We start from the raw sequence: 21,582 nt of genomic DNA, 5'->3' as shown, positions 1-21,582 counted from the left end.
CCGATCATGACTTGCTCACCATGGTTGTTTATCGCAGCCGAACGGTCGTTCCTCCGCTTAGAAAATGGACATGGCATTCCTCGATAGGCCTGCCAATCGACAGCTCCAACGCCTCTGCGTATACGTCAAGCTGGAATCGATGGCGCTCCGCCGCTTCTTCCCATTGGCCGCCGTAAACTTGGTCTGTCTTGTAGTCAAGCAGCACGATGCCTTCCTCGTCCTCAAAGAGGCAGTCTACAACCCCTTGAATAAGGATCGGCTCGTCGTCGGTCAGATCCGCCTGCTGCTCATAAATGCGGGACGCAGGCAGCGCGCAGCTGAACGGCAGCTCGCGCTTCATCCATCTGGCTGACAGCAGGCGGCGTCCGATGGCGCTTTCGAAGAAGCTGCTTATAGCAGGCAGGTCAATGACCGACGCTTGCTTGGCGGTCATGATATGCCTTGCAATCAATCCATCAAGCGTCTGCTGCAACAGAGCAGCATCGATTGGGCCGTTTAATGGAATATGCTGCATGAACAAGTGACTGACCGTCCCTCGTTCCGCAGCCGTCAGCGCGCGCTCCTCCATAAACCGAGGGCGGCGAAGCCTGAACGTATAATCCTCGGCTGATGAAACGGCTGACGCTGGCGCGCCATTGAATCGGTTATCGCCAAGCATTGGCGCAATTGCGGGGTTCTCCGCATCCGGATAAATGAGCGCTTCGCGCTCCGCGTGGAGCCGTTTCATTTCGGTTACCGAGGTTTTGGCCGGGACGATTGTCGATGCGGTGTGCCCATATGTCCAAGACAACAGACGGTTTACCTCGTCAGACGCATCAGACGGCTCCATAACGGCAAGCTCTGCGATAGCAGCCAGCTTGTCCTTTAGTTCATGCTCTTGCTCGCTTACAGCCTCCTCCGCGCTTACAGCGGCTTCATCAACGAACAAGGAGGCAGGCAATACGCCAAATCGCCAGCCTTGCAGCGGAATGACGGCTGCGGCAGCCGATTGCTCTGACGCCGGCGGCCTAACCGCATCTAATGTCGGGACGTGTCTCGCCCCGTCAGCGCCCGCACGATCGTCTGACACGATCTGCTCCACCTCGTTCAGCGCCGTGACGCCTTCTGCGCTTATCGTCGTCAGCATGCCGCTGCCGACTGCAAGCGGACCGACCCAATCCAAATAGGCGCGCGCGGCAGCAAGCCGGTCATCCGACAGCCGCCCTTCCAAATCAGCGGCTCCGCTCCAGCTCGCCAGCTTGGCTTCCGCATCCGATACGGAGCCGATCAGGATCATTTTCTCCTTCGGCCTCGTCACCGCTACGTACAGCACTCGCATCTCTTCCGCTAGCAGTTCCATCCGCATGCGTCGTCCGATTGCCAAGTAAGGCAACGTCGGGTAGCTGACGCGCAGCTGGGCATCGATGAATTTCGGCCCGTAGCCCAGTTCCTTATGGAGAAGGAAGGGCGCATTCAAATCCTGCATATTGAACATTTTGCCAAGCCCCGCTACGAACACGACCGGAAACTCCAGCCCTTTGCTCTTGTGGATCGACATGATCCGGACGACGTCCTCCTGCTCGCCCAACGCTCTGGCAGAGCCTAAATCGCCGCCGGTATCGCGCATTCGCTCGATAAAGCGCAAAAATCGGAACAGCCCCCGGAACGAGGTCGCTTCATACTGCCGCGCACGGTCCATCAGCGCACGCAGATTCGCCTGCCGCTGTGCGCCACCTGGCAGCCCGCCGACGAAGTCATAATAGCCAGTTTCGCGATACAGCAGCGCCAGCAGCTCAACGAGCGAGCCTCTACGGGCAAGCTCCCGCCACCTGTCCAACTGGCTCAGAAACTGCTCCAGCTTGGCCTGAACGCCGCTTGGCAGCGCTTCAGCTGAAGCCGAATAACGAATCGCCTCGTAGAAGCTGCCGCTTCGCAGCGCAATGCGCACCTTCGCCAGCTCTTCAGCCGTAAGCCCGAAGATCGGCGACCGCAATGCGCCTGCAAGGGGGATATCCTGATACGGATTATCGATGATGCGCAGCAGCGACATCATCACCTCAACCTCGGTCGCATCAAAATAGCCGGTGCCTAGCTCGGCGTAAGCCGGAATATCGAACGTTTGCAGCTCCTCGATCATGATCGGCGCCCATTGCTGCGTAGCGCGCAGCAAAATGACGATATCGCGGAACTGGAGCGGCCTCGTTTCCTTGCGCCTGCCGTCCCATACGGGATATCCCTCGTCCATCAGCTCGCGTATCCGCCTTGCAATGACCCGCGCCTCCAGCTGCGCCGTCTGCAGCTCTGCCGCTTCCATCGCTGGCGTTAAGCCCTCCCCATCTGCGTCACCGCTGGAATCCTCATCCGCCAGCGATTCGCCAGCATCCATGCCTGAGACGTCGCTTGTGCCTTTGCGGTCGACCAGCACAAGCTCTGCAGCAAAACGATCCGCCCTGTCAGGCGAAGGATAGGCTGCGCCGCATACGAGCTCCGCTCGCTCATCATACTCCAGCTCTCCGACCGTCTCCCGCATAACCGCACGAAAAATGCCATTCACGCCATCGACGACTTCCGCTCGGCTGCGGAAATTGCGGGCCAGATCGATGCGGACGCCTGATTGCGAAGCGGTAGAAATAGATGGACTATCTGCAGTCTCCCCGATCTGATCGGCTGGCACATAGGTTTTATATTTGGTGAGGAACAGGTTCGGCTCAGCTAGTCGGAAACGATAAATGCTCTGCTTTACGTCGCCAACCATAAACCGGTTGCCAGGCTTCGCAATGAGCGAAACGATCGCTTCCTGCACCGTGTTCGTATCCTGATACTCGTCCAGCAAAATTTCAACAAAGCGCTGCTGGTATTCCAGCGCCGCAGCGGAAGGCAACTCTTGCTCAGGCGAAGATTCAGCAGCCCGAAGGATGCGCAGGCAGCTGTGCTCAAGGTCGCTGAAGTCAAGCAGCCCCTTCTCCCGCTTCAGCTCGTCATAACGATGGCCGAATGCAATCACGAGCTCAGACAGCGCCTCCATGAGCGGTGCAAGCTCTTCCAAATCTTCGCGCAGCTGCTCTGGCGTGCGGCGGAACCATTTGTCCGTCAGTCCCGCGATGAGCGTTTTGGCTTTGTCCCGCAGCTCCTTCGCCCGTTCCTGCAGCTGCTTGTCGAATTCATCGCCCCGCATCGCCTTCAATCGGCCAAATGAAGCAGAAGCGAACGCTTCCGGCCAAGCTTCCCAAGGCTCCGACGCAACGGCATTCGCCAATTGCGCAACGACCTTCCGGTCTTCATCCAGCGTATCACCATAAGGCGCAGGCCCCGCAGGCAGCCGAGTAAGCGCCAGCGCTTGCTCGAATAGCCCTGCCGCTCCCTGCAGCGCCAGATGAACATCCGCCCGGGCTGCTTCCACCCAATCCGTTGCGCTGAGCGGCATATCGGAGGGAAGGCGGAATTTGACCGCTGTCGCGCGAAGCCAATGCTCCGGCCATGGATTGCTTCTCGAGAAATCATATAGCTTCTGGACGAGCCGATACAGCGGCTCATCTCCGCGTTCTCCGCCATATCGCTCCGCGAGGTTCAAAAACTGGCCGCTGTCTTCATCTTCACCGGCATATTTGCGCTCAAACAGCTCATCCAGCGCTTCCATGCGAAGCAGCTCGCTCTCCGTCTCGCCCGCCATTCGAAAGCCGGGGTCCAATCCGATTAACGGATAATAGCTTCGAATCACCTCAAGGCAGAACGAGTGAAGCGTCGTTATCGAGGAACGGTTAATCAACGCCAGCTGCCTGCGCAAATGCTCCGATTCCGGGTCGCGGGCAAGCGCGCCTTCCAGCGCGATCCTTACCCGCTCCTTCATTTCGGACGCCGCCGCCTTCGTAAACGTTGCGACGAGCAGCCGATCTACATCGGTATCCGCCGATATTTTGCGAATGATGCGCTCAACCAGCACGGCCGTCTTGCCAGAGCCGGCAGCAGCAGCAACCAAAACGTTGCCGCCCTCCGCCGAAACCGCGCGCCATTGGTCATCCGTCCAGGACGCGCCTGCCGGCTTGGGGCTAAACGTTACGCCTGTCATGTGCGTCCCTCCTCGTCATGAATGCTTCTGCTGTATCCGCCATTGCCCTGCCCATCCGATCTTCACCGGATTCATCGGCATCGAGCATGCGCCAAATGTCATCCTTCGCCGGCTTGGGCAGCTTTACATAGTCATTCCCATCAAACAGCGGATCGAATTGACACACCGGCTTGAACGAGCAAAACGTGCACGGCGATTTGCCCCCGAGTCGATACGGTGAAATCGCCACCGTGCCGCAGCCGATCGCGCCGCCGATTTGCCCGATCGTCCGGCGAACCGTTCGGCGAAGCGTATCCCAGCCCTCCTCGGGCACAACCGACGAGCTGCTGTAGAAGGAGCCGTCTTTTTTGAGCGCCAGCGGCAGCACCTCCGAATGCCCGGATTCCAGCTCGCCATCCATTAAGCGAACGACCTGTTCATCAGCGATAAGCAATCCCTTCGTCTTGAATTTCTTAAGCCGAAGCTTGCGCGCTTCAGCTGCTTGGATGCCGCTCGAAGCTTGAAGCAGCGGATTGTGCACATGGAAATAAAGCACGCCTGCGGGCTTCACTTCTTTGCCTAGCCAATTCGAACCATGCGTCAGAATGACATCCAAGTACGCGAGCATTTGGAGCGACAGCCCGAAGGCAACCTCCTCCAATCGCAAGCTCGTAGCGCTCGATTTGTAATCAAGCACGCGCAGAAGCAGGCCATCCTCGGTCTCTGCGGCATCCACTCGGTCAATCCGGCCCACCAGCTCCACTTCGCCGCCATCAGGCAGCGGAACAACGAGCGAAGGCAGCGTGCCTTCCGGGCCAAAATCGATTTCCAGCCCAACAGGGTGGAAAGATGCCCGCCTTGCGTGATCGCCCAGCATGATTGCGGCCTGCGAGATGATCGCTTTCAGCCGTCCGAGCATAAACCGATGGCGACCGCTGCTGAGCAAAATTTCCGACTGCAGCCGAGGCGCTAGCTCGTCTACAACCTCAGAGGCGGCGGCTGCCGCCTGCTCATCCGTAACGGCGCCCCAGCGGCGGCCGAACTTGTCCGCAACGCGGCTAAGGGCCGCGTGGAACAGCTGGCCGATATCCGGCGCTTCGATCCGATAGACCGCACGCTCTTGAAGCCTTAGCCCGTAGGACGCAAAATGCTGAAACGGACACGATACGAATCGTTCCATGCGCGAAACGCTGGCGCGGAGCCGTTCGCCATACAGCATAGTGGCTGTCTCTGGCGGCAATGGCGGCTCTTCGTTGCGATAATCAAGCGAAGCCGTTCGGCGGCGCAGCGCCTCCTGCCACTCCGGCCGGATGGCATACCAGCTGAACACATCCCACCAAAGCGGCTGAATGGCGGCTCCTTGACGCCATTCTCTCAGCTTGGCGATCAAATGCGGCAGTGCCGCATGCGGACGCGTCGCGAACGAAAGCTGCTCCTCTGTCGACATCGCTGCGAGAGGGTCGCTGTAAATCCCCCGCTCGGCAAGCGATGGAAACATTGCCCGCAAGTGGCGGATCAGCTCCGAGGGATGCAAGCTTTTCCCTTCCTCATCCGCCATCGCGTAGCTGACCCATAAATGGCGGCTCGGGGCCGACAAGGCGTTATAGATCATGAACCGCTCGTCCAACAATCGGCGCCGCACGCTTGGAGCAAGCTGCATGCCGGCATCCGCTAGCATATCTCTTTCCTGCTCGGTCAGCACGCCGTCCTCTTGCATGCGCATCGGCAGAACGCCGTCATTGGCGCCCAGCACATAACAAACCTTCACTTCGCCGGAACGCGTTCGGTCAACGCTCCCGATCAGCACTTGATCCAGGGAAGGCGGAACCGAAGCTAATTTCAGGCTGTCTAACCCCGTCGTAATCATTCCTGCAAAAAGCTCCGGGCTAAGCGGCTCGTCTCCGGTCATCTCCACCAATTGATCGAGCAGCGCCATCACGCTATCCCATAGCTGACGATGCGACCTTGCCTGTCGCACGCGGCCCGCTTCCGCATCTGCACGGCTCCACCGCTCAAGCCGGTCTGCCGCGCCAGCTTGGTCCAGCAGCACGTATAGCGCCTCGCACATCGTTCGGACATTTCGCGCTCCTTGCAAAGCATCGCTTAGCTGGCGCAGCGGCGCGACGATCGCTTCCCTTGCTTCCAGCACAACTTGGAACCGTTCGAGCTCCGTACGGGTCGCTTCCGCTGCCTCCGCTTGCTCAAGGGACTCGCGTACGAGCGGCCTCCAGCTTTTGATCTCCAGCCAACGCCAGCCGTCAATGCCTGCGGCTAACGCGTAATTTTCGAGCAGATCGAACGACTCCCGCGTCAGCCTCGAAGCCTCATTCTCGCCGGGGAACAGCAGCTCCGTCTTCATGCACCGGAACACTGCATCGTACTTCCAGCCATGCAGCACCGTTTCAAGGGAAGAACGGATAAACTCAACGAGCGGATGATGGGATGCGGTACGTTTTTGATCCAAAAAATAAGGAATTTGATAATCCTGCATAAGTTCAGTCAAATAATCGGTATAATCCGTCGCATTCCGCACCATTATGGCCATGTCGCGCCAGCGGTAGCCCTCTTCACGCGCTCGCCGCACCATGTCGCGCACAGCCGCTTCCGCTTCTGCCCGCCGATTCGGCGCTGCATGCAGCGAAATTTGGCCCTCTGGTCGCTGCGGATCAAACATCGAGGCCTTCGTATCAGCCATCGGGCGACGAGTGGCATAGTGCCGCTCGACATGGGCCAGCACCGGGCTATGGGCAAATCTCGGCAGGCGAGGCAGAGCTTCGTCCAGCGATGTGACCGAAGCAATGTCTACGCCGCCTGCCTCAGCAAGCTCCCTTAACTGGATATAGGTTTGTGCCGATGGATGGAACAGCTCAAGCTCATGAGGGCGATCTCCGCCATCGTAAGGCCGATCCAGCGTCAAGTTTACGGTAACATTCGCGGCCGAACCGATAATCGCAGCCAGCGCTTCGTATTCCTTGGGCGTAAAGCCGTGAAAGCCGTCGATCCATATTTCAGCGCCGTGCAAGGACGGGCTTAATGCATAGCCGCGAGCCAAATAAGTCAAATAATCTTCTGCGTCTGCGTAGAGATGCGCCGTCTCAAGCTCCATCGCCTCATAGATCAGCCTAAGGTCATGAAGCTTGCGCACGAGAAGCGGCGATGCCGCCCCGCCTTCAGAAGCGCTGGCGGTCCCGACCAGATCGGCTAACCGACCGTTGTCGACGCCATAGCGTTTCCACTCGGTCAGCAGCTCGCCTAACCGTTCTATAAATCCCGGCTGGCCTCCGGCGCCTTGGAATAGCCGAAGCTCGGGCTCCAGCCGATGCATGAGCTTGTACAGCAGCATGTTCTTGCCATTCTCATCGATAGGCACCAACGCCGTTCCGCCCGTTTCCTGCATGACGCGAAACGCCAGCCTCCGAAAGCTGAGCGCCTGTGCGCGCACAGTGCCTCGGCGGCTTCCCGCTTCCCGAAGCAGCTCATACTCCGTTTGGAACGTCGCTTGCTCAGGCACGAGCATAATGAGCGGCGGTCCATCGGGATTCGTCAGCAGCTTGGCACGGATTTCATCCAGGCTATGCCGGGTTTTCCCCGCCCCGGAGCGGCCAAGAACAAATCGAAGAGCCATCGTTTGCACCACCTTTTCCTTGCATGTCGATCATTGCATAAGTGACTCCATTCTAGCACAAATCTACAAAAACAGCCTCCAAGCCTTCGTCTCGGACGTCGGCTTGAAGGCTGTTTCAGCTTACCGCCGACTTTGCACTTCGAAGATAGCAAATTTCAAATAATGGCCTTCGCTGACGCCGAGCAGCTGCGGATGGTCCTTGCCAGCCGCACGCCATTCCACGAGACGCAGCAGCTTGCCTGCATCCCGCGCTGCCTCTTGGATCGTCTCCAAGAACAGCTCCGGTTTCATATGGTATGAGCAGCTGGCCGTCACCAGATATCCGCCGTCATTTACCAGCTTCATGCCGTGCAGGTTAATGTCTTTATAGCCGCGTACCGCACCGCTCACCGCACCGCGCGTTTTGGTAAACGCCGGCGGATCAAGCACGACGACATCCCAAGTCCGACCGCCTCCTGCTTGCAGCTTCTTGGACGTATCGACCTTGCGGCCTTCCTCCTGATTAACCGCTGCGCGGGCAAGACGGTCATCGACGCCTTTGGCTTGATGGCGCAAATAATCGAAGGCATCAGCCACAACGAACTCTACCCGGTCATCGAAGCCATTGCGTGCGACGTTCCGGCGCGCCGTATCGATCGCATGCTCCGAAATATCGAGGCATGTCACTTTTTTTGCGCCGTATTTGCAGGCATGCAGCGTGAAGCTGCCCGTGTGCGCGAAGCATTCCAGCACCGTTGCGCCATCCCAATAAGGGAAAGTCACTTCCTTGCCATTCGCGTTAACGGGAACGAGCTGCATAATTTCAGTGTCCTCTGCCGGACGCTCCTCCAGACGGATGCCGCTTCGACCTCCCCAGCCCTTCATCAGCGGTTCGATGGATGCCCGGTTTTCCCGTTGATCAAAGAAATAACCCGTCTTCTGGCCTTCCACGATATCGACTTCCATCTTCAAGCCATTTTCGCTAATTTCCACGATGCGCGGGCAATCGCCGTATAAGACGCCAGTCCGCTGTTCAAGTCCTTCAAGCGAGCGAACGCCGACATCGCTGCGCTCGTAAATGCCGATCGGCTGAAACACCTCTGCAAGCGCGCGGACGATAAGGTCACGCCTAACGTCCATCCCGAGCGACAAAATCTGGATCACCAGAACGCCCCCGAATCGGTCGACGACTAGCCCGGAAAGGAAGTCTGCTTCCCCATATACCAGCCTGCAGTCACGGTCGTCAACAAATCGGCTGCGATGCGCTTCGCAGCGGCGGAACCGTTCGATGAAGAACGCCTCGTCCATCGTAACGTTTGGCTCATAGCCAACGATACGAACTGTAATTTGCGATGCCGGATTCCAGAATCCGCTCGCTAAATATTTGCCTTGATGATTCGCCACGTCCACCATATCGCCAGGCTGAGCCTCGCCATCGAGCCGATCAATCTCGCTTGCATACACCCACGGATGCCCGTCCTCCAGTCGTTTCTTTCGATTCCGCTGCAAAATAACCGTTGCGCGCTTCATTTTCATTCGTCCCTTTCCACTTTCAATTCAGCTTGATTACTCGAGATTGTTTCACTAGGGGCCATCATGAGCCCGTCATTCTTGTCCGCTCACCCGCATATGGATGAAGATGCCGGATAGATGCGTTCGGATGCGATCATCCGAATCGTAAGCCGCCGCTACACGGTTCTGCATGCGCATGCTGCGTGCAGAGCATATGCGGCGCGCATGTGGTGTGCATGTGGGTTGTGCGCTGCGCGTACGACACATGCAGTGCGTACGAACATGTGGCTCATGCGACGCATGCAGCGCGCACGACACATGCAGCGCGTACGGCCAAGTAGCGCATGCGCATGAACCCCCTGCTAACGGACCGTAAAGCCGCTAAATGGGGAATTCGCGGCCTTACGCAATTCTAACGGACCTGTGCGCCGCTATTCCCCGAAAAACAGCAGATTTGTGGCCGGTTTAGACCAAATAACAGCCCCTGGGTCCGTTACATTCCCGTATGGGTTGTTTTAACCAAAATAACGTCCCCTCGGTCCGTTAGAGCCAAAATGCACCGGTGCAATCCGGCTTCGTTTGCGGCGCTCCGGGTGAGGGTGATCGAATCGAAAGGAGCCGTCTTATGTTCCATTCCATAATCGGACCCGTCATTTACGGGTTTGCCATCTTCATGGCGGGCATGAAGCTGATGGAGCTGGCGTTAAGCCGCTGGGCCGGGCCTTATCTTGCCGCCATTCTCCGCCGCTTTACGGCCACGCCGCTGCATGGGCTGCTTACAGGTACCGCAACAACGGCGGTGCTGCAGAGCAGCACCGCCGTTACCGTTCTATCCATCGGCCTCGTAAATGCCGGCCTGCTTACGTTCCCTCGTACCCTTGGCATCGTGCTTGGCACGAACATCGGCACTTGCCTGACAACCGAGCTCATCGGCTTGCAGCTCGGCAGAATGGGCATGCCGCTGCTGCTCGGCGCATCTGCAGCATGGCTGTTGACAGCGCTGCTTGGCGAGATGCGCATCCTCGCCTGGCGAAGGGCTGAGCCGCTGCTGCTGCCTCTTCGGCTGCTGTCTGTCGTCGCCATCGGCTTCGCGCTTATTCTGATCGGCATAACGACGATGCAATCGATCGGCCCGTCCTTGCAAGCAAGCGGCATGTTCGAATGGTTCCTCGATCGTGCTCGCACCAGCATGCTTTGGGGCATCGTTGCAGGGACGCTGCTGACGGCTGCTATACATAGCAGCGCCGCCGTCATTGGCATCGTCATGGGACTCGCTTCCATCGGCGCCATGCCGATCGAGATAAGTATAGCTATCATACTCGGCGCAAATGTCGGCACTTGCTTCACCGCCATTCTCGCCGCAATCAGCGCCACGCAGGCGGGACGATATGTCGCGCTCTCACACATCGTCTTAAACGTTGCAGGGGCGCTGTTGTTTTTGCCCCTTATTCCGCTGCTCGCCACCATAACGTCCAGCATGACCTCCGAGCCATCGGCTCAAATTGCGCATGCCCAGACGATCTTTAATATAGCGTGCTCGCTGCTGGCCCTGCCCCTGTGTTATCTCCCGATTGCCCGAAGACCGACGCTGGAGCAGCTGTAACGATCGCAATGCCTGCACTTGTGCCAAGCCGGTTAGCTCCAGCATTCAGCATAATAATAGCCGTGTCCCGATCGCGGATGCCGCCGGATGCCTTGACACCGATGCCAGGCGTGACGGAAGCGCGCATCAGCTTGATATCCGCTTCCGTCGCTCCGCCAATTCCGAAGCCGGTTGACGTCTTCACGTAATGGGCGCCTGCTGCCTCCGCTACGCGGCAGGCTTCGGATTTCTGTTCATCGCTCAACATGCCTGTCTCCATAATGACTTTGACAATCGCATGCCCTTCTACAGCACGGACGACAGCTCCAATATCGTAAGCCACTACGCCGTAACGGCCTTCCAGCAGCGCTCCGATCGGCAGCACCATATCGATTTCGGCGGCGCCATCCTCGACTGCAGCGTCTGCTTCTGCCGCTTTTATCTTCGTCGACATTGCGCCGAGCGGGAAGCCGACAACAGCACTGACAGCCACATTAGAGCCAGCCAGCTGTTCCTTGCAATAGGACACCCATGATCCATTCACGCATACGCTGTAAAACTGATGCTGCACAGCTTCCTGACAGAGCTTCGCAATGTCGGCGCTAACCGCGCCAGGTTTAAGCAGCGTATGGTCAATAAACTGGGCAATGCTCTTATCCGGCGTCCATAGCTCAGGCATGCCCTTCAACCTCAATGCCTAACAGCTTCAATGCCCCCGCGACAATCCGATCGTTGTTATCGTAGCCGGAAGTGCGCTGCTTGCGCCAAGCTTCCTCCGGTGAAAACCAATCGACGCCTCGAATTTCTTCTACCTGAGGCTGCAATGATCCGCCGACCGCTTCAACCAAATAATAGTGAACTTCCTTGTCCACCACGCCTTTGGCTTCATGGCGATACTGATATTTAATCTGATCAATCGGAGAGATGATCGTGCCGATCATTCCTGTCTCCTCGACAATTTCTCTCAATGCAGTTTGCTCCACGGTTTCGCCTGACTCCATCTTCCCTTTTGGCAGCGACACTTTGCCATAGCGATCCTGAATAAGTTGAATTTGAAGCACATTTTCCTCGGTGCGGCGATAGACGACGCCTCCGGCCGATATTTCTTTCATGCTCGGCACTCCTCTCAGGTTTATCGAGTAGTATTCATGTCGCAGAGCCCGATGGGCTGCATGCAATCGCGTTATTGTGCCTTCGCTACAGCATCGGCTTGCAAAGCGTTCGAAGCAGCGCCATGACGCGCTTCAGCCGTGTCCGACTCCAGCACGCGGACTAGCTGTCCACGGCATTCGTTCACGCCGGCTTCCGTAATTTTGACTCGGCAAAGCTGACCGATGAGCGCTTCCGAGCCTTCGAATACGACCTGCAAATAGTTGCCGGAATAGCCCATGACGAGCCCTGTGCCTGGCGCCCCTTTGTAGTCGCGCTCCGGGATGACGTCAACCACTTCGCCAACCCATTGCTTCGCGTAGTCAAGCTGCATCTTTTCGGAAAGGTCGATCAGCTTATGCACGCGATCGTTTTTCACTTCCTCGTCCACCTGATCCTCCATCCGCGCAGCAGGCGTGCCTGTCCGCTTGGAGTAAGGGAATACATGCATCTCGGAGAAGCCGATTTCCTGCATGAACCGATACCCTTCCTCGAACATCTCATCCGTTTCGCCAGGGAATCCGACGATAACGTCCGTCGTAATGGCTACGCCAGGCATTGCACGGTGCAGCATTTTCACCTTCTCGGCAAACTCTGCCGTCGTATACTTGCGGCGCATCCGTTTCAATACAGCATCTTCGCCCGCTTGCAGCGGAATGTGAAGATGACGGCACATTTTGGAGGAGCGGTTAAGGACGTCAATCATTTTATCATCGATTTGGCTCGCTTCGATGGAACTGATCCGAATGCGCTCCAAGCCTTCAACCTTATCCAAATCCCACAGCAGGTCGGATAAGCGGTAGTTTTCCAAATCATCGCCATATCCGCCAGTATGAATACCCGTCAGGACGATTTCTTTGTAGCCAGCTTCAACGAGCTGCTCCGCTTGCGCGATTACGCTCTTCGGATCGCGGCTGCGCGACAGCCCGCGCGACCAAGGAATAATGCAGAAGGTGCAGAAGTTGTTGCAGCCTTCCTGAATTTTGAGAAACGCACGCGTGCGCTCAGCAAAATCAGGGACATCCAGCTCTTCGAACTCGCGTGTTTTCATAATATTGCGCACCGCATTGACTGGCTGGCGGTCTTGCTGGATCTGGCCGACATAGCCAAGCAGCTTGTCGCGATCCTGCGTGCCGATAACCAGATCGACGCCCGGTATCTCCATAATCTCCGCAGGCGAGGTCTGCGCGTAGCAGCCCGTCACCGCGATTACAGCATCCGGATTGCGGCGAATCGCACGGCGAATAATTTGGCGGCTCTTCTTATCGCCTGTATTCGTAACCGTGCATGTGTTTATGACATATACGTCAGCCGTCCGTTCTTCAAAATCGACTTGTTCATAACCGTCGTTCTTGAACAGCTGCCACATCGCTTCCGTATCGTAAAAGTTAACTTTGCAGCCCAAGGTGTAAAATGCGACTGATGGCATCGTTTATTTTCCTCCCATTTCTCCGGATTCGTACAGCAGCGCAGTCAACGCGACCAAGCCGGCTGTCTCCGTGCGCAGTATGCGCTTGCCCAAACCGACAACAACAGCGCCAGCCCCGCTTGCATCTGCCGCTTCACTCTCCGTGAAGCCGCCCTCCGGCCCTACTACGACAAGCACTCGGGCGTTGGACCGGTCGGCTATAGGACGCACCGCATCTCGCAAGCCAGAGCCCGAACCCGAGCGTCCTTCTTCCTCATAGCAAAAGAGCACCAAGTCGTACTCGCCGATGCTGCCGACAAGCTGCTTCCAGCTGGCCGGCTTCGCAATAGCAGGGATTCGACTGCGATGCGCTTGTTCTGCCGCTTCCTTAGCAATTTTTTCCCACCGCTCCAATCGCTTGGCTTCCTTCTTCGCGTCATACTGGACGATCATTCGCTCGGACTCGAACGGCACGAACGCATATGCGCCGATTTCCGTCCCTTTTTGAATAATCAGTTCCATCTTGTCGCCTTTGGGCAAGCTTTGCGCAATTGTAATCTGCCAAGCAGGCTCTCGATCTCCTGCCAGCTTCTCAACAATGTCCGCTTCAATACGATCGGCAGCAATGGATGTCGCCTTTGCAATTGCCTCGCGTCCGGCGCCATCGCTTACTATGAATGAATCGCCGCTGCGCATTCGCATGACACGTGACGCATGATGGGCATCGTCGCCCAGCAGCGTAACGGTCGTCTCATCGAATTGGCTAGTCGGCACAAAATATCTCTGCATCGCTCATACCTACTTCTTTACGAAAATTCCAACCATCATCTTATCATGATTTATCTTAAAAAATCTATGACGATCTGGTTCCAGTCCAATTCCTTTGAGAACACACGATCGCACATTGAAATAATAAAACTAAAAATATCCCATTGGAAACCTAACACCGGATCGAGCGTTACAGCACGCAACGGTGGAATAAATACCAGCAGCAGAAAAACGAACATTCCCCATTGCACGTTTTGCTCCATTTTATAACGCAGCTGATAAGGCACTAGGTTCGTAATGATGCGATAGCCATCCAATGGAGGCAGAGGGATCAAATTAAAAATAAACAACAGGATGTTCATCGTAATTAAATAAAAGAAGAAATGGACAAGTGCCGAATATACGCCCTCGGAGCCTGCATGCAATAATCCCGTTTCATTCAATCCATAGACGAGAATAACGCCAATAGCGGCGATCAATAAATTGCTAATCGGCCCGGCAGCAGTCACGATAATGCTCATCACTTTCGGATGCTTGAACCGATTCGGATTGACCGGCACCGGCTTGGCCCAGCCAAAGCCGGCGATAATGATCAGCAGCGTGCCAAGAAAATCAAGATGGACGCGCGGGTTAAGCGTTACGCGTCCTTCGTTATAGGCAGTCATATCCCCGAATTTATAAGCCGTGTAGGCATGTGCGAATTCGTGTACCGTAAATGCAATGACAAGCGTCAGGATGATAAACGGAAAATCCTCAAGCGGAAACCACACGAAATTTTGCATGAATGCCTATTCACCCGCTTTCGGGTTAGCTGCGACAAAGGCAATCCAATCTTCCTCGCGCCGGCGATCGACGATTTCGAAGCCTGCTTGCAGCAAGCCTTGCTCTACAACCTCTTCTTTGTTTTTCCAAATCCCCGAAGCAATATAATAGCCGCCTGGCTTCAGCGCTGCGTACACATCATCCAAGAACATGAGTATGATCTCGGCGAGAATGTTCGCTACGACGACATCAACCGGGACTGTGACGTTCAGCGGGCCTGCTTCTGCGCCGCTTTCATCCTTCGTCTCGCCCTTCAATACGCCGAGCAGGTCGCTCAAGCGAACGTCGATCTGTTCAGACAATCCGTTCAGATGGGCGTTCTCCTTCGCGCTCGACACCGCAACGGGATCCAAATCTACCGCAAGCACGGCGCGTGCGCCAAGCTTAATTGCGCCGATGGCCAAAATGCCAGAGCCTGTTCCGACATCGATTACTTCTTCGCCGCCATGAATAACCGATTCTAGCGTGCGCAAGCAAAGCGCCGTCGTTGGGTGCGTGCCCGTGCCGAACGCCATGCCTGGGTCCAGCTCAATGATGTTCTCGCCTTCGCTTGCTTCATAGTCTTCCCAAGTCGGCTTAATCGTCAGACGCTCGGAAACGCGGATCGGCTTGAAGTATTGCTTCCACGCCTCTGCCCAGGAATCTTCATCCACAAGCTGATGGGATACGGTGAAGTCGCCGGGATCCAAATCATACTCGCGCAGCTGCTCGATAAACGGCTTAATCGCTTCCACCAGCGGCTCCATGTCCGTCTCTTCTGCAAAATAGCCTTGAATGATGCAGTCGCCTTCTGCGATATCATTCAGCGCGTGCTCGTACCATTGCCCGAACGAGGTGTCCCGCTTCCGATTCAGAGAGCCTGATTCCTCGATCGCTACTCCGCCTGCTCCTGCCTCATGCAAAAAATCCGATATCGCCTCGACGACCTCTTCGCGCGTTGCGATCGTAAGTTCATGATATTTCATTGTTATATCCCCCTCGTTGCCTTTAACCAAGCTCATAACGTTTATTGTAGCACAATCGGAGGCATAAAATCTTCCTGCCGCGAGGAGCGTAGCGCTTCGAACGTTATGATCGTTTTCAGCATGCGCCTATTGACGAGTAAGTTGGTTAGCTATATAGTTAGTTACATGAGTAATTAACCAACACGGTGGTGAGCACATGTCAATGGGTCCAACAAGCATGGACGACAGCCGTCCAATTTTCATGCAGATCGCTGAACGGATAGAGGACGACATTATCGAAGGCACAATTTTAGAAGAATCGCAGGCCCCTTCTACGACACAGATCGCAGCGTTTTACCGCATTAATCCCGCCACTGCGGCCAAAGGCGTTAATTTGCTCGTCGATGAAGGCATTTTGTATAAGAAAAGGGGAATCGGCATGTTCGTCGCAACGGGTGCCAGAGACATCGCAGTCAATAAACGTAAAACGCAGTTTTATGAACAATATGTGGTCACGATGCTGCGGGAAGCGCAGCGGCTTGGCATCACGTCAGCGCAGCTGGAAGAGCTGATTCGGAAGGGAGCGGACAATCGATGAATACCGTTGTTCATGTGAAGGGATTGCGTAAAAGCTACGGCGAGGTAAACGCGATTGATAACGTTAGCTTCGACATGGAGGAGAATAAAATATACGGCTTGCTGGGACGCAACGGCGCAGGCAAGACGACCATTATGCACATTCTCACTGCCCAACAGTTCGCAACAGAAGGAGAGCTTCGCTTGTTCGGCGAGCATCCGTTCGAAAACGACAATGTGCTAAGCCGCGTTTGCTTCATTAAAGAAAGCCAGAAATATCCTGATTTCTTCAGCGTACGAGATGTGCTGCGAACGGCGGCCTCTCTCTATCCCAACTGGGATGAAGCGTTCGCGGCATCGCTCGTCGAAGCATTCGGCCTGCCCTACAAACGGAATATGAAGAAGCTATCGCGCGGCATGCTGTCCGCTGTCGGCATTATTATTGGGCTAGCCAGCCGCGCCCCGCTTACCATATTCGATGAGCCGTATCTCGGACTTGATGCCGTGGCGCGCCAATTGTTCTATGATCAGCTGCTTGCAGACTACGCAGAGCATCCGCGCACAATCATACTCTCGACGCACTTGATCGACGAGGTCAGCATGCTGCTGGAGCATGTCCTGCTGATCGACCGCGGCATGCTGCTGCTTGATGAGGATGCCGAATCGCTTCGCGGCCGCGCCTACAGCGTCTCCGGTCCCTCTGCTGCCGTTGAAGTGTTCGCATCCGGACGCACGGTCATCGATCGGCAGGCGCTAGGCGGTTTGGTGCAGCTATCGATTCTGGATGATGCGCGCTATGGGCATACCGGACAGGACGAAGCGGAATCGCTTGGGCTAGCCGTTACGCCAGTTTCGCTCCAGCAGTTGATCGTATATTGCACTCGCCAGCAAGCGAGCAACAAGAAGGAGGCGAATCGCTAATGAATCGAACGCAAGCGATTATCCGCATGCACAGCCGCAATAAACAGCAGTGGTTTTACGTTCCGTGGATCATTCTCATGTCTAGCTTCGTTGTCAACCTGATTATTGGCGCGATTAATCCTGCGGGTGAAGGAACCTATACCGGCGGACTCGTTTCCATTTTTATCTATACGTTCGTCATCGGCATTCTTTCATTCGTTCAAACCTTCCCCTTCGCGCTTGGCTTGAGCGTCCGGCGCAAGGACTATTATTGGGGGACGATCGCGTCTGCTGTCGGCGCATTCGCCATTACTGCGCTGCTATTGTTCCTATTCTCGATCGCTGAGAGCGAATGGACGAATTATTGGGGCGTGAACCTGCATTTCTTCGAGCTGCCCTATTGGAGCGACGGCAGCAGCATCAACCGATTCTGGATTCCGTTGCTTTTGCTGCTGAATCAATTTGTTCTCGGATTCGCTATTGGCGGCTTCTATCGGCGCTTCGGTAAAATTGGCATGCTTGTCATTGCCATAGCGTTTATCGTACTCGGCACGCTCGCATCCTTCCTTCTCGTCACCAATGGATACTGGGCGAATCTATTCGACTGGTTCGGAGACCAGACGATGGCGGAGCTGGCTCTGTACACGCTGCCGATTACGGTACTGCTCGGCGGATTAGCTTATTGGTTTATTCGCCGGGCGACGGCGTAGGGTAATCAATCCGGCAATCACGTTACAATGCGGGATGAGGTTTTTTTACACAAGTAAAGTGATCAATTGATGGGGTTGTCCTCAAGCCACCAAGGCTTAAGGGACGGCCCTGTTTTGTTGTTGAGATCTGGAAACCACTGTTGAATAGAGCAGAGTTGATGCAGGTGCGAGGTGCGGATATGGTGCGTGATGAAGTTACGGGTGCAAGTGTAGCCGGTTTGTCATTGCAGAGATTGCAGCGACAATCAGAAGCTGCGAGTTATCTTTTCATTTCATTGCACTAACTGCAATGATTCAGCTCCAATCAGCCGCTGGAAGCCACACCCGCGAACGATACAGTTGGAATAAAGCGCCAATAATTAAAAGTGCTGCACGCGCAATTGCTTGCACCTTGCTTCAGCAAGGCTGCTTAGCACCCGCCAGAGGCGCTAACCAACAACAGCCATGCAGCATCTCGCCTTCGAATCGATGGTTCGTGCAACGAAAAGAGCCGCTCAACAGCCACAATGGCTGGATGACGGCTCTCCCAATTATCCAACAGTACTTACAAACGACGAATCGTAAATTCAAACGACAGCGATTGATTCGCCTTGATCCGATATTCCTCATGAACGGGAGCGCCCCAGCTGTCATCGCCGCCGATGCCCATCTGGCGGCCTGCGACCGTTACGACGGTGTAATGTACGTTCGGCAGCTCATAATGATGGTATGCGCTCTCCAGCTCGAACGCCGTATACGGCGAAATATTGCATTCCACCGGCTGCGCAGCCGGCGCTGTAATTTGAATGCCTCGAGCATCATCATCTGTCAGATTCACGCGCCGTACGCCGGTACGGTTGCCCGATTCCTGCGGGACAACATAACCTGCAACATTATCAGCCGCTGCATTGCGGAAAACGCCCAAGCGAGCGCCATGCACGCGGTCTGCGTAGTTTTCTTCCGGCCCCATCGCATACCATTCCAGATGATGATAATCGGCTGGCACTTTGAACGAAACCGCGAAGGTCGGCAAATCCGGCAGTCCTTCCGCGCCAACATACTGCGCATTAACCTTCAGACTGCCATCGGCAAATACGGTGTAACGGATCGTAACCGCCACGTCCTTGCTGATCGTTAGCGCATAACGATAGGCGATCGTCACTTGGCCAGACTGCTCGGATACGTCCATGCCGATGCACTTGCGCGTCAAGCTGGCAGCGAACCACGCGGCCGAATCGAAGCCAAGCGAAAAGCCCTTATCGTTGTCCGTCGTTGCCCGCCAGAAAAGCGGCGCTGGCGGAAATGCAATCATTTCACGCTCCGCGTAACGAATCGAAACGAGCGTACCCGCTTGCTTCGAGAACATCATGCTGAAGTCTGGCCCATGCACGCCGACATTCACGTCGCCATGCACGACACGCAGCGACCCGGCCGGTAAAGCTGGCTCCTCCTTCGTTTCCACCTGATAGACGTACTGCCCGAAAGCAATCTCGTACCCCTTCGCTGCCCATTGCTCCTCATGATCCAGCACGAGTGACACATGCAAAGCATATTCCCCTGCTGCTTGCGACACATCAGGCAGCTCGAGCGGCACGTACGCCTCGCTCCCGGCGGCAACATTGACTTTCATCGTTCCGCGAGATACGATCTCGCCTTCCCGATGCAGCGTATAAACAAGCGCATAGCCATCCGTTCCGATGAACAAGTTTTCGTTCGTTATCGTGACGCCGTGCGCATCCGGCGCAAGCTTCACGTTCTGATACAAATATTTGACCTCCTGCATTTTCGGCGAGACGCGGCGGTCCGCGTACACGATGCCATCCGTGCAGAAATTGTAGTCCGTCGGACGATCATCAAAATCTCCGCCATAGGCGAGGAACTCGACGCCATAGCGATTTTTCTTGGCGATAACTTGGTCGATATAATCCCAAATAAACCCGCCTTGGTACATCGGATATTGGCGCTCCAAATCGGTATATTTATGCATGCCGCCGACCGAGTTGCCCATCGCGTGCATATATTCGCAGCTAATGTATGGCTTCTGCGGATTTTGCTCCAAATAAGCAATAATGTCTGCTGGCTTCGCATACATCCGGCTTTCCATGTCGCTGGTGGCATCATACTCGCGGTTATGGAACACGCCCTCATAATGAACAAGGCGACTTGGATCGGCTTCGCGGAAATAATTCGACACGTTCAGAATGACTTCGCCTGCGTAGGATTCATTACCGCATGACCAAATCAGAATCGAAGGATGGTTTTTGTCGCGTTCAACCATCGAGATCGCGCGATCCATCACGATATCCTGCCATTCCGGCTTGTTGCTTGGGATGCTCCACGAAGGCTCGACAACCCCCATTTTCATCCAGGAGCCGTGCGTTTCTAGATTCATTTCATCGATCACATAAATGCCGTATTCGTCACACAGCTCGTACCAAAGCGTTTGGTTCGGGTAATGCGAGGTCCGCACGGCGTTCATATTGTTCTGTTTAATCGTTCGGATATCCCAAAGCATGTCCTCTCGTGTAATCGCTCGCCCTCTGCGGCTATTGAATTCATGCCGATTCACGCCTTTGAAGACGATTCGCTGCCCGTTCAAGCACATGATATTGTTCACCAGCTCGAACCGGCGGAAGCCGACCTTCTGCGGAACAGCCGTCACCAATTGCCCCGCTTCATTATATACCTGAACGAAAAGCGTATAGAGATATGGCGCCTCCGCGCTCCAAAGCGACACTTCTCCAGCTGCTGCCTTCAATTCCACATTTGTGCCATTCGCCTGCGCTTCCGCTCTAGCCACCGTCAAGCCCGCCGCATCTCGCAGCTCGAATGCTACTCGCCCTGCAGCCTGCCCTTCCAGCTTGATCTCCGCGCGAATCGTGCCCTGCTTGAACGAATCGTCCAGCTCGGCATGCACAAATAAATCGCGAACATGCGTCTGCGGCGCCGTATACAAATACACATCGCGGAAAATGCCCGAAAACCGCCAAAAATCCTGATCCTCCAGCCATGCGCCCGTGCTGCGTTGGTAAACCTCGACCGCAAGCTTATTATCGCCTTCAACAATGTATGGGCTAAGGTCGAACTCCGAAGGCGTAAAGCTATCCTCGCTATAGCCGACGAATTTGCCGTTAAGCCATACATAGAATGCCGACTCTACGCCCTGGAACGAGATATAAACGGGCTTGCCCTTCATTGCTTCCGGCACTGTAAAGTGTTTGACATAGCTGCCTACTGGATTGTCGTCTTCCGGAATGGCAGGCGGTCGAATATCATGATGGCCATCCCAAGGATACATCGTATTCACGTATTGCGGCTTCCCGTAACCCTGCAATTGGATGTGGCCGGGCACTTCGATCGTGCTCCAGCCTGCACATTTATAATCCAATCGATAAAACGACTCTGCCCTGCCGGCAGGATGAGCGGCATAGCTGAATTTCCAGCTGCCGTTCAACGAATGCCGCATCGCCATTGGCGCGAACGCCTCGGCCTCCTGCATCGTAGCATAATAACGATGATCGGAGTGTGCGGGCAGCCGATTCACGGCAAACACGCTTGGATCAGCAAGCCAGCTCAAGCTTGGTTCATGTGTTTTCATATCGAT

14 protein-coding genes are annotated in these 21,582 nt (G+C 55.5%); 4 read left to right on the top strand and 10 right to left on the bottom strand.

Annotated features, from left to right (window positions below):
* Positions 1–28: 28 nt before the first annotated feature.
* The 3 genes from addA to PAECUDRAFT_RS01305 all read right to left on the bottom strand — a co-directional run bounded on the left by addA (position 29) and on the right by PAECUDRAFT_RS01305 (position 9,164).
* Positions 29–4,045: a helicase-exonuclease AddAB subunit AddA gene (gene addA / locus PAECUDRAFT_RS01315; RefSeq protein WP_006036284.1), complete on the bottom strand. Its 4,017-nt coding sequence runs from the start codon at positions 4,043–4,045 to the stop codon at positions 29–31.
* Positions 4,026–7,649 carry a helicase-exonuclease AddAB subunit AddB gene (gene addB / locus PAECUDRAFT_RS01310; RefSeq protein ID WP_006036283.1) on the bottom strand — a complete coding sequence of 1,208 codons (3,624 nt, stop codon included), beginning with the start codon at positions 7,647–7,649 and terminating at the stop codon, positions 4,026–4,028. The genes addA and addB overlap by 20 nt, the downstream gene beginning before the upstream one ends.
* A gap of 120 nt (positions 7,650–7,769) precedes the next feature.
* Positions 7,770–9,164, bottom strand: a complete 1,395-nt coding sequence (locus tag PAECUDRAFT_RS01305; RefSeq protein ID WP_006036282.1) for a class I SAM-dependent rRNA methyltransferase — start codon at positions 9,162–9,164, stop codon at positions 7,770–7,772.
* A 601-nt stretch (positions 9,165–9,765) separates the two neighbouring features.
* Between PAECUDRAFT_RS01305 and PAECUDRAFT_RS01300 the strand changes: the two genes are divergently transcribed.
* Positions 9,766–10,743 carry a Na/Pi cotransporter family protein gene (locus PAECUDRAFT_RS01300; protein WP_006036281.1) on the top strand — a complete coding sequence of 326 codons (978 nt, stop codon included), beginning with the start codon at positions 9,766–9,768 and terminating at the stop codon, positions 10,741–10,743.
* Here the strand turns inward: PAECUDRAFT_RS01300 and deoC are convergent.
* The 6 genes from deoC to prmA all read right to left on the bottom strand — a co-directional run bounded on the left by deoC (position 10,664) and on the right by prmA (position 15,834).
* Positions 10,664–11,401: a deoxyribose-phosphate aldolase gene (gene deoC, locus PAECUDRAFT_RS01295; protein ID WP_006036280.1), complete on the bottom strand. Its 738-nt coding sequence runs from the start codon at positions 11,399–11,401 to the stop codon at positions 10,664–10,666. The genes PAECUDRAFT_RS01300 and deoC overlap by 80 nt on opposite strands.
* Positions 11,394–11,834 (bottom strand): NUDIX hydrolase, encoded by a 441-nt coding sequence (locus PAECUDRAFT_RS01290; RefSeq protein ID WP_006036279.1) that lies wholly within the window; start codon positions 11,832–11,834, stop codon positions 11,394–11,396. The genes deoC and PAECUDRAFT_RS01290 overlap by 8 nt, the downstream gene beginning before the upstream one ends.
* A gap of 71 nt (positions 11,835–11,905) precedes the next feature.
* Positions 11,906–13,300 (bottom strand): tRNA (N(6)-L-threonylcarbamoyladenosine(37)-C(2))-methylthiotransferase MtaB, encoded by a 1,395-nt coding sequence (mtaB, locus tag PAECUDRAFT_RS01285; RefSeq protein ID WP_006036278.1) that lies wholly within the window; start codon positions 13,298–13,300, stop codon positions 11,906–11,908.
* A gap of 3 nt (positions 13,301–13,303) precedes the next feature.
* Complete coding sequence (locus PAECUDRAFT_RS01280) at positions 13,304–14,068, bottom strand: 16S rRNA (uracil(1498)-N(3))-methyltransferase (protein ID WP_006036277.1); 765 nt, start codon at positions 14,066–14,068, stop codon at positions 13,304–13,306.
* 50 nt (positions 14,069–14,118) lie between these two features.
* A complete protein-coding gene (locus PAECUDRAFT_RS01275) occupies positions 14,119–14,829 on the bottom strand; it encodes a site-2 protease family protein (RefSeq protein ID WP_006036276.1) in 711 nt (236 codons plus the stop codon).
* A gap of 6 nt (positions 14,830–14,835) precedes the next feature.
* Complete coding sequence (prmA, locus tag PAECUDRAFT_RS01270) at positions 14,836–15,834, bottom strand: 50S ribosomal protein L11 methyltransferase (RefSeq protein ID WP_006036275.1); 999 nt, start codon at positions 15,832–15,834, stop codon at positions 14,836–14,838.
* Between the two features lie 196 nt (positions 15,835–16,030).
* Between prmA and PAECUDRAFT_RS01265 the strand changes: the two genes are divergently transcribed.
* From PAECUDRAFT_RS01265 to PAECUDRAFT_RS01255, 3 genes are read left to right on the top strand one after another with little or no spacing between them, the layout of a single operon-like run.
* On the top strand, positions 16,031–16,411 hold the full coding sequence (locus PAECUDRAFT_RS01265; protein ID WP_006036274.1) for a GntR family transcriptional regulator: 381 nt from the start codon (positions 16,031–16,033) through the stop codon (positions 16,409–16,411).
* On the top strand, positions 16,408–17,310 hold the full coding sequence (locus PAECUDRAFT_RS01260; protein ID WP_006036273.1) for an ABC transporter ATP-binding protein: 903 nt from the start codon (positions 16,408–16,410) through the stop codon (positions 17,308–17,310). The genes PAECUDRAFT_RS01265 and PAECUDRAFT_RS01260 overlap by 4 nt, the downstream gene beginning before the upstream one ends.
* The gene (locus PAECUDRAFT_RS01255; protein WP_006036272.1) at positions 17,310–17,999 is read left to right on the top strand and encodes a hypothetical protein; all 690 of its coding nucleotides are present in this window, start codon (positions 17,310–17,312) and stop codon (positions 17,997–17,999) included. Before PAECUDRAFT_RS01260 ends, PAECUDRAFT_RS01255 begins: the two co-directional genes overlap by 1 nt.
* Before the next feature lie 544 nt (positions 18,000–18,543).
* Here the strand turns inward: PAECUDRAFT_RS01255 and PAECUDRAFT_RS01250 are convergent.
* Positions 18,544–21,576 carry a glycoside hydrolase family 2 TIM barrel-domain containing protein gene (locus PAECUDRAFT_RS01250; protein WP_006036271.1) on the bottom strand — a complete coding sequence of 1,011 codons (3,033 nt, stop codon included), beginning with the start codon at positions 21,574–21,576 and terminating at the stop codon, positions 18,544–18,546.
* Positions 21,577–21,582: the final 6 nt, after the last annotated feature.

The sequence above is a fragment of the Paenibacillus curdlanolyticus YK9 genome, from assembly GCF_000179615.1.
GTDB lineage: Bacteria > Bacillota > Bacilli > Paenibacillales > Paenibacillaceae > Paenibacillus_T > Paenibacillus_T curdlanolyticus.
This window is presented reverse-complemented; position numbering and strand designations above follow the sequence as displayed.

Coding starts and splice junctions, on each gene's coding strand:
- PAECUDRAFT_RS01300 (WP_006036281.1), top strand. CDS start 9,766: ATGTTCCATTCCATAATCGGACCCGTCATTTACGGGTTTGCCATCTTC.
- deoC (WP_006036280.1), bottom strand. CDS start 11,401: ATGCCTGAGCTATGGACGCCGGATAAGAGCATTGCCCAGTTTATTGAC.
- PAECUDRAFT_RS01255 (WP_006036272.1), top strand. CDS start 17,310: ATGAATCGAACGCAAGCGATTATCCGCATGCACAGCCGCAATAAACAG.
- mtaB (WP_006036278.1), bottom strand. CDS start 13,300: ATGCCATCAGTCGCATTTTACACCTTGGGCTGCAAAGTTAACTTTTAC.
- PAECUDRAFT_RS01305 (WP_006036282.1), bottom strand. CDS start 9,164: ATGAAAATGAAGCGCGCAACGGTTATTTTGCAGCGGAATCGAAAGAAA.
- addA (WP_006036284.1), bottom strand. CDS start 4,045: ATGACAGGCGTAACGTTTAGCCCCAAGCCGGCAGGCGCGTCCTGGACG.
- prmA (WP_006036275.1), bottom strand. CDS start 15,834: ATGAAATATCATGAACTTACGATCGCAACGCGCGAAGAGGTCGTCGAG.
- PAECUDRAFT_RS01265 (WP_006036274.1), top strand. CDS start 16,031: ATGTCAATGGGTCCAACAAGCATGGACGACAGCCGTCCAATTTTCATG.
- PAECUDRAFT_RS01290 (WP_006036279.1), bottom strand. CDS start 11,834: ATGAAAGAAATATCGGCCGGAGGCGTCGTCTATCGCCGCACCGAGGAA.
- PAECUDRAFT_RS01280 (WP_006036277.1), bottom strand. CDS start 14,068: ATGCAGAGATATTTTGTGCCGACTAGCCAATTCGATGAGACGACCGTT.
- PAECUDRAFT_RS01250 (WP_006036271.1), bottom strand. CDS start 21,576: ATGAAAACACATGAACCAAGCTTGAGCTGGCTTGCTGATCCAAGCGTG.
- PAECUDRAFT_RS01260 (WP_006036273.1), top strand. CDS start 16,408: ATGAATACCGTTGTTCATGTGAAGGGATTGCGTAAAAGCTACGGCGAG.
- PAECUDRAFT_RS01275 (WP_006036276.1), bottom strand. CDS start 14,829: ATGCAAAATTTCGTGTGGTTTCCGCTTGAGGATTTTCCGTTTATCATC.
- addB (WP_006036283.1), bottom strand. CDS start 7,649: ATGGCTCTTCGATTTGTTCTTGGCCGCTCCGGGGCGGGGAAAACCCGG.